The sequence below is a fragment of the Anaerolineae bacterium genome (assembly GCA_013178015.1).
Lineage (GTDB): Bacteria > Chloroflexota > Anaerolineae > DRVO01 > DRVO01 > Ch71.
Map to the genome: position 1 here is coordinate 116866 of JABLXR010000016.1, position 7040 is coordinate 123905.

5 protein-coding genes are annotated in these 7040 nt (G+C 64.4%); 1 reads left to right on the forward strand and 4 read right to left on the reverse strand.

All coding sequences use genetic code 11. The annotated features are described in order from the left end of the window. Positions 1 to 58: 58 nt before the first annotated feature. From HPY83_07990 to HPY83_08000, 3 genes are all read right to left on the reverse strand, one after another. The gene (locus HPY83_07990) at positions 59 to 1420 is read right to left on the reverse strand and encodes a sugar ABC transporter substrate-binding protein (protein NPV07886.1); all 1362 of its coding nucleotides are present in this window, start codon (positions 1418 to 1420) and stop codon (positions 59 to 61) included. Between the two features lie 60 nt (positions 1421 to 1480). Next, entirely contained in the window at positions 1481 to 2242 is a 762-nt protein-coding gene (locus HPY83_07995; protein NPV07887.1) for a carbohydrate ABC transporter permease, read from the reverse strand. Between the two features lie 154 nt (positions 2243 to 2396). Then, positions 2397 to 3287, reverse strand: coding sequence for a sugar ABC transporter permease (locus HPY83_08000; GenBank protein NPV07888.1), 891 nt, complete (start codon positions 3285 to 3287; stop codon positions 2397 to 2399). Positions 3288 to 3544: 257 nt separating this feature from the next. Between HPY83_08000 and HPY83_08005 the strand changes: the two genes are divergently transcribed. Continuing rightward, positions 3545 to 4720, forward strand: a complete 1176-nt coding sequence (locus HPY83_08005; protein ID NPV07889.1) for a response regulator — start codon at positions 3545 to 3547, stop codon at positions 4718 to 4720. Positions 4721 to 4763: 43 nt separating this feature from the next. On the opposite strand, the gene HPY83_08010 is transcribed toward HPY83_08005, so the two are convergent. Beyond that, positions 4764 to 6938 carry a response regulator gene (locus HPY83_08010; protein NPV07890.1) on the reverse strand — a complete coding sequence of 725 codons (2175 nt, stop codon included), beginning with the start codon at positions 6936 to 6938 and terminating at the stop codon, positions 4764 to 4766. Positions 6939 to 7040: the final 102 nt, after the last annotated feature.

Here is a 7040-nt window from a genome sequence, read left to right on the forward strand (position 1 = left end):
CTCGTGACCCTATTGCGTCTGCAGGCGTAACGGCTTCCAGGAGCTAAGTCTCACTCGCTCAAGCGCCACCTTCCGTAGCCCACCACTCATCCAGAATCACCTGGATATTGTCATGAGCAGTCTGAGTCGCCTCTTTAGCACTCAGGGTCTCCTCCAGAGAGAAGAACGCGCTAAGCGGGTCACCTACGGCTGTCGCGATCTTGCTGGACATGGGGTGAACCAGATATGGGATGGCGAACTCGGCCGAAACCAAGAAAGCTCGGATGTTGTCCGGCTTCTTGCCCGACTCGGCGAAGGCTTCAGATTCGGCGATGGGCATCCGCCCAGGCACCACGTGACCCTCGGATGCCGCCCAGGTTAGCAGCTCGGGACCACTGGCCCACTTGATGAACTGCCAGGCTTCCTCTTTGTGTGGCGTAGTGTTGATGATGAAGAGCTCCTCCGTCCACATGCCGGTGCCGCGGTGATCGCCGTCCGACCACCTCATGATGGGCAGAGGCACGATGTCCCAATCGAACTCGAGCATGCGCGCCGGCTCCAGGAACCAGGAGCCACCGGCGTACATCCCGATCCGGCCGGCCTCAAACATGGGCATCAGCCCCTGCTCAGCGGTGACGGCCGGCGGCGGCGCGATCTTGTCCGTGTTCCACAGATCCTTCCACATCTGCACGATGTAGACCCGCAGGTCCGAGTAGAACAGCGAGTTGCGCCAGTCCTCGTCGGCAATGGGACCGGCGATGAACAGGGGGGCGTAGTAGCTCCCCTGATCGAGCATGACGCCGTACAGGTTGTTCTCCGGATCGGCGATGGCGGCGCCCATCTGCTTGAGGTCGTCCCAGGTCCAATCGTCGGTGGGGTAGTCCACACCAGCGTCGTCAAACAGCTTCTTGTTGAAGTAGATTAGGGTACAAGTGAAGCCCATGGGCATCGTCAGTCGCTGCCCGAGCCATTGCGTAGCGTCTAGCAGCTTGGGATAGAAGTCGTCGATTCTGACTTCGTCAGCGTCACGCTGGATGAGATCGTCCAGCACCAGCAGGTTCTTCCAGAGAGCTGGCCACCCGCCTCCCAACCACCCGCAGTCGGGCGGTGTCCCGCCGGCAATCGTGATGGTTACCTTCTCGAGCGCGTTGGTGTTGTACATGGGCTCGATCTCGATGTCCGGATTCTTCTCCATGTACGTGTTGATGATGTACTCACCGTAGCGCGCTTTCTCCGGGGTATACTGCGGCCACTCGAATACCAGCTTCACCTTCTCTCCGGCCGCCCTGGGCGGTTCGGTGGCAGCGGCGGGAGCCGCCGTCTCGCCAGCCGCAGGGGCCGGAGTAGCCCCGGCACAGGCGGCCAGTGCGGCTCCGCCGGCTGCCGCCAATCCAAGCGCACCTGCCGCCCTCAGCAACTCCCTTCTAGTCCACTTGCGCATCTTGTTCCTCCTCCGCTAGGTTCGCCGAACGCATCGCGACAGTGCCGTGGGTCGCCTCCTCTACGCCTTCATCCCGCTCATCACCACCCCCTCAATGAAGTACCGCTGGGCCAGGAAGTAGACGACGATCGGGGCTATGGCCACCATCACCGTGGCCGCCATGAGGTAGTTCCATTCCACGCTAAAAGGCCCCTTGAACCGATACAGGCCCACCGCCAGCGTCATCTTCTCCGCCGAATGCAGGTACACCAGCGGCCCAAAGAAGTCGTTCCAGTGGGCCACGAACTGGAATACCGCTATCGCCCCCAAGGCTGGCTTGCAGAGCGGCAATAGGATGTTCCAGAAAGTCCGAAAGTTGCTGCAGCCGTCGATCCTGGCGGCATCATCAAGCTCGTAAGGCAGAGTCATGAAGAACTGGCGAAGAAGGAAGATGTTGAAGGCCCCCCCGCCAAAGAACGAGGGAATGATCAACGGCCACAGGGTGTTGATCATCCTCAGGTTGCGGAAGATTATGTAGACAGGGATGAGAGTCACCCATCCGGGGAGCATCATGGTAGCCAGGACGACGATGAAGATCAGATCGCGGCCAGGGAACCGCAGCCGGGCAAAGGAGTACGCCGCCAGGGCCGAGGTTGCCATGGCACCGACCATCGACAGGCTGGTCACCAGCACCGTATTCTTCAGCAGTACCGGGAAGTCCATCACCTTCATGGCAGTGACGTAGTTCCCCCAGACGACGGGGTCTGGTATCCACTGCGGAGGGAACTGGAACACGGCGCCGGACTTCTTCAGCGAGGTGGACAGCATCCAGGCGAACGGCATGATGAACACCACGCTCCCGGCGACGAGCAGCAGCGAGTAGAACACCGTGGGCAGGAACCGCCGCCAGCTGCGGCGGGTCCTGACCGCCACTGCCTGACCTCCCAGGGCTTCCACCTTGGTGGTCACGCCTCCCCTCCCCAAGTCCTTGTCGCTCTCATTTGCGCAGCGTCCCCTCGTAGAAGACCCACATGGGGGAAGAGCGGATCACCACCAGAGTGAGAGCTAGGATGATGGCGAATAGAATCCAGGCCAGGGCTGACGCGTACCCCATCTCGAAGTACTGGAAGGCGTTCTGGTAGAGGTACAGACCATAGAAGAGGGTGGCGTTGTTGGGCCCTCCCTGGGTAGCGATGAACGCCTGGGCGAACGTCTGCAACGAGCCTATGATCCCCATGACCAGGTTGAAGAAGATGGTCGGAGTGAGCATGGGCACAGTGACGTGCCAGAACCGCCGCATCGCCCCAGCCCCATCCATCTCCGCCGCCTCGTACAGGTGGCCCGGGATGTTCTGCAGGCCCGCCAGGAAGATGATCATCCTGCCACCTACCCCCCACAGGCTCATGATGATCAGCCCGGGCAGGGCCCAGACCTGGCTCTGGAACCACAACGGCCCCTCGAGGCCGATCATTTTGAGGAAGGTGTTGAGCAAGCCGTAGGCCGGGCTGAAGATCCACATCCAGATGAGGGTCAGTGCCACTCCACCAAGCAGCGAGGGGAGGTAGAACGCGGTACGGTAGAAGCGCATCCCCGGCACTCTCTGGTTCAGTAGCATGGCCACCGTGAGCGCCAGCACCATGCCTAGAGGAACGGAGGCGAGGGAGTAGCGGAAGGTGACGCTAAGGGATATGCCGAACTTATCATCGGCGGAGAACAGCTTGCGGTAGTTGTCCAGCCCCACCCACTTCGAGGGCTCCAGCAACGAGTAGTCGGTGAAGCTGAAGTAGAAGGAGGCTATCATTGGCCCAATGGTGAAGAAGAGGAAGCCAAGGATCCAGGGCAAGATGAAGAGATAGCCGTCCAGCTTCTCCCGGCTGGACGCGGACATGCCTCGCCAGGGCAGGCGAGCCTGAGCCACCACACTCACCCGTAACACCTCCCTCGTTCGCCCTCTACTCCGCTAGGGACCAGTCCTCCCCCTTCTCAGTATACTAGGCCCGCAAGGGTCCCGGCTGCCAACTCCCTGCCATCTGCCTGCCAGGAGTTGCACCGGTCGCGCCGCCTTGGGTAGCATGTACTGGTTGGCACGCTCTTCGGAGGCCGTCCGTTACAGCGTCAGCACCTGCACGCGGCTAGCAGAACGCCATGTCAGAGTCCGGGCTTGATCTCGATACCGTCCGGTGGTTGCTGGCCCACATGGACGACAGGATCGCCCTCGCCGGCAATCCTGCGCTGGCGGAGATCCCCTCCCTGGCCGGGGCCGCACCCTACGATCGAGCCAACACCATCCGTACCCTCCTGCTGGAAGCCATGGAGTTCCTGCGGCCGCCGCGGCGCGGAGTCCGCCAGGCGGATGATGCCCGCGCCTATAACGTGCTCTGGCTCCGCTATGTCGAGGGCATGAGCGTCCTTCAGGTGGGGGAGGAATTGGCGCTCAGCGAGCGCCAGACTCACCGGGAGTTGCGGGCGGCTGAGGCCAAGCTGGCCGAGGTGCTGACCATCCGCCTGGCCAAGCTCGAATCGGCCCCGCCCGGGGTGGACTCGGCCGACCAGCCGGAGGCCATCGAAGTGACCGCTCGTCCGGCGCAGGTGAACCTCCAGAGCCTGCTGCAGGACGCCATCAAGACGGTGACCCCGCTGGCTCAGAGCGTGGGCGCAACCATCAGAGTGGAGACGGGCCAGGCACACGGTAGCGTCTTCGCCGACGAAGGCATCCTCCGCCAATGGGTCATCCAGGCTCTCAGCCTCGGGGTGCAGACGACGCCGGACGGTGAGGTCGAGCTGTCGTCCATCGCTTCGGAGGGCACCACCATCGCGGTCTCCTTCCACCCGCCGCTCGTTCCCTACAGCCGCGAGGCCCTGGCCGATCTGCGTCGCCTGGCCGAGGCTCTGAACGCGCGCTTCGTCCCAAGCGGCGGGACGGCGGATCCCGTGCGACTCAGCCTCTTCTTGCCCGCGCGCCAAGCCCGTCCGGTGCTCGTGATAGAGGACAGCGCCGCCGCAGTGGAGCTGTACCGCCGTTACCTGGAACCCCAGGGAGAGTGGCGCGTGATCGCCGCCGACGACCCTCAGCGCGCTTACGACCTGGCGCGCGAAAGCCGACCCTCGGTGATCCTGCTGGACCTCCTCATGCCGGGGACGGATGGCTGGACCATCCTCAACCTGCTGCACGCCAACGAGGACACCGCCGACATACCGGTCATCGTGTGCTCCGTCTTCCACGATGCCCTGCTGGCCAAAGCTCTGGGGGCCAAAGCCCACCTGCGCAAGCCCGTGTCTCAACCGGAGCTCCTGGCCGCGGTCAACCGCTGGGCTCGGTAAAAGGCCACGCTGTAGGGGAATCCCGGAGCCGGATTCCCTGGTTCTACCCCTGCCGGTCGCTCTCACGGACCACCTCGTTCGCCTCTTGGGTCCCGCCCACGTAGTCGCTGCGCACCCCGCCCAGAATCGCCCTCAGGACTGCCAGTACTTCCGCGTCTTGGAGCCCGCTTCTCTTGAGCAGACGGATCTCTCGTGCCCGATCGCTTGACGCCGTTGATGTAGCCCCCGTGACCGCCACGATGGGTATCTCTCCCATTCCAGCCTCAGCCCTGATCTGCCGGGCCAACGCCATGCCGTCCATCGGCTGCATCACCATGTCCATGAGCACTACATCCGGCCGGGAGTGAGCCAGCTTGCTCAGAGCGCCTTCGCCGTTGTAGGCCCACTGCACCTCGTACGGGGCATCCGAGGAAGCGACCATGCGTCGCACCAGCTGCACGAACCCCGGATCATCGTCTACCACTAAAATGGAGCCCCGTGGCACGAAGCGCCTGACCGCCCCCAGAAGCTCCTCGGCCGAGACCGGCTTGCTGAGGAGAGCGTCAAACACGCTGTCGTGCGAGGGCGTGCGCAGAGCGGGCAGATCGAGCAGCACCACCGGCACCCCGGCAGGAACCCGCGAGGCCAGCTCGGCCCCATCGGGAGCGCAGTTGATGAGAACGGCCGCAGGGTGGTGCGTGTCCAGAAGGGCCTGCATCTCATTCACGTCCGAGGCCACCAGAGTCTCCCATCCTTCGAGGTGCCGCCCGAGATAGGTGGCGGCATCCTCGGAGAGATCAGGATTGAATAGGAGCAGCTTGCCGCTGCGGGTGCCGCGTGGAGCCGAGGCCGTGGTCCCCCGCAGGCGCGATACCCGCTTCTCCGACAGCGGGAGAGTGAAGCGGAACACCGATCCCTGCCCTACTTCGCTCTCGGCCCAGATCCTCCCCCCGTGGAGGTTCACAAAGCGCTTGGCCACGGCCAGACCCAGGCCCTTGCCACCGCGCGCTTCCCGTCCTTCGGCGTGCCGGAACTCCTCGAACACGGCCTCCACCTCGTGCGGAGGAATGCCCACTCCCGTGTCGGCCACCGACACGGTCACCTCCTCGGCCGAGCACTCCGCCGTCACCGTGATCTCACCCTCGTCCGTGAAGCGGATGGCGTTGCTCAGGAGGTTGAGCAGCACCTGTCGTATCCGCGTTCTGTCCACCGACAGGAGAGGCAGGTTCTCGGGCAGTCGCACCACCAGGCTCACGGGCCGCTCGCCCAACAGGCGCTCCGCCAGGACACAGGTCTCCCGGATGACGGCCACCAAGTCCGTCATCTCGCGCTTCACCGGCATCTCCAGCGCGTCTATCCGCGCCAGTTCCAGAATGTCGTCCACCAACTCCGTTATGTACCGGGCGCTGCGCCAGATCTCAGCCACGTCCCTCCGGAGCATCTGCGGCCACTCCTCCAGCCCATACACCTCGGGAGTGCGGTGAATGATGTCCGCGAATCCTAGGATGATGTTGAGAGGCGTGCGCAGCTCGTGGCTGACGGAGGCGGCGAATTCCTCTTTGAGCCGCCTAGCCTCGTCCGCCTCCTGCTGGGCCAGGGCCAGCTCGCGGTTGGTGCGCCCCAGCAGCTGGTAGGCCAGACGGAGCTGGGCCAGGGCGTTGTTCAGCTCGCCTTGCCGGTCCCGCAACTCCTCAGCCAGGTAAGTGGCCTCTGCACTTCGCTGCCAGGACCACTCGATGATGCTCTCCCTCGGGCGCAGGACGGCGTAAAGGGCAAGGCCGACCGTCGCCACCTGCAGGGCGGCCCCGGCCCCCATCCCACCCCCCGAGGGCCAGAAGCCGAGAACCACCGCAGCCACAGCGCCCACCGCTAGGCCCGCCCCCGCGCTGACGGTACCGGCTACTACCAGGCCGGGCATCACGGCCAGCGGCGCTACCGCCTGCCATTCCAGTTCCCCGGCCAGCACGGGGAGGGCCGCCGCCGAGGCGACGGCCAGAGCCAGCCCGACCGATAGGGGACGCCTCGCCCCGAAGCGAAAGCCCAGCCCCCCGAGCAGCGCCGACGAGGTGGCGATCGCCAGCAGTACCAGGTTGGGTCGCTGCTGGAACAGCAACTCCCACCACCACAGGAGCGAGGCTCCGCCCAGGCAGGCGGCCAGGCCCCTCACCGTGCGCTCCCGTATCTCGCGCTGGTTAACCAGTCCGATCTGCCTGACCCTATCGCTCCTAGCGCCGGCCATATTCTCCCCCACAGCACATCTGGCCTGGGTCAAGTATAGCACCGCGCCGCCCGCGAGGCGGAGAGGGGGAGACACGGAGACGCGGAGAGGGGGAGATGGGGA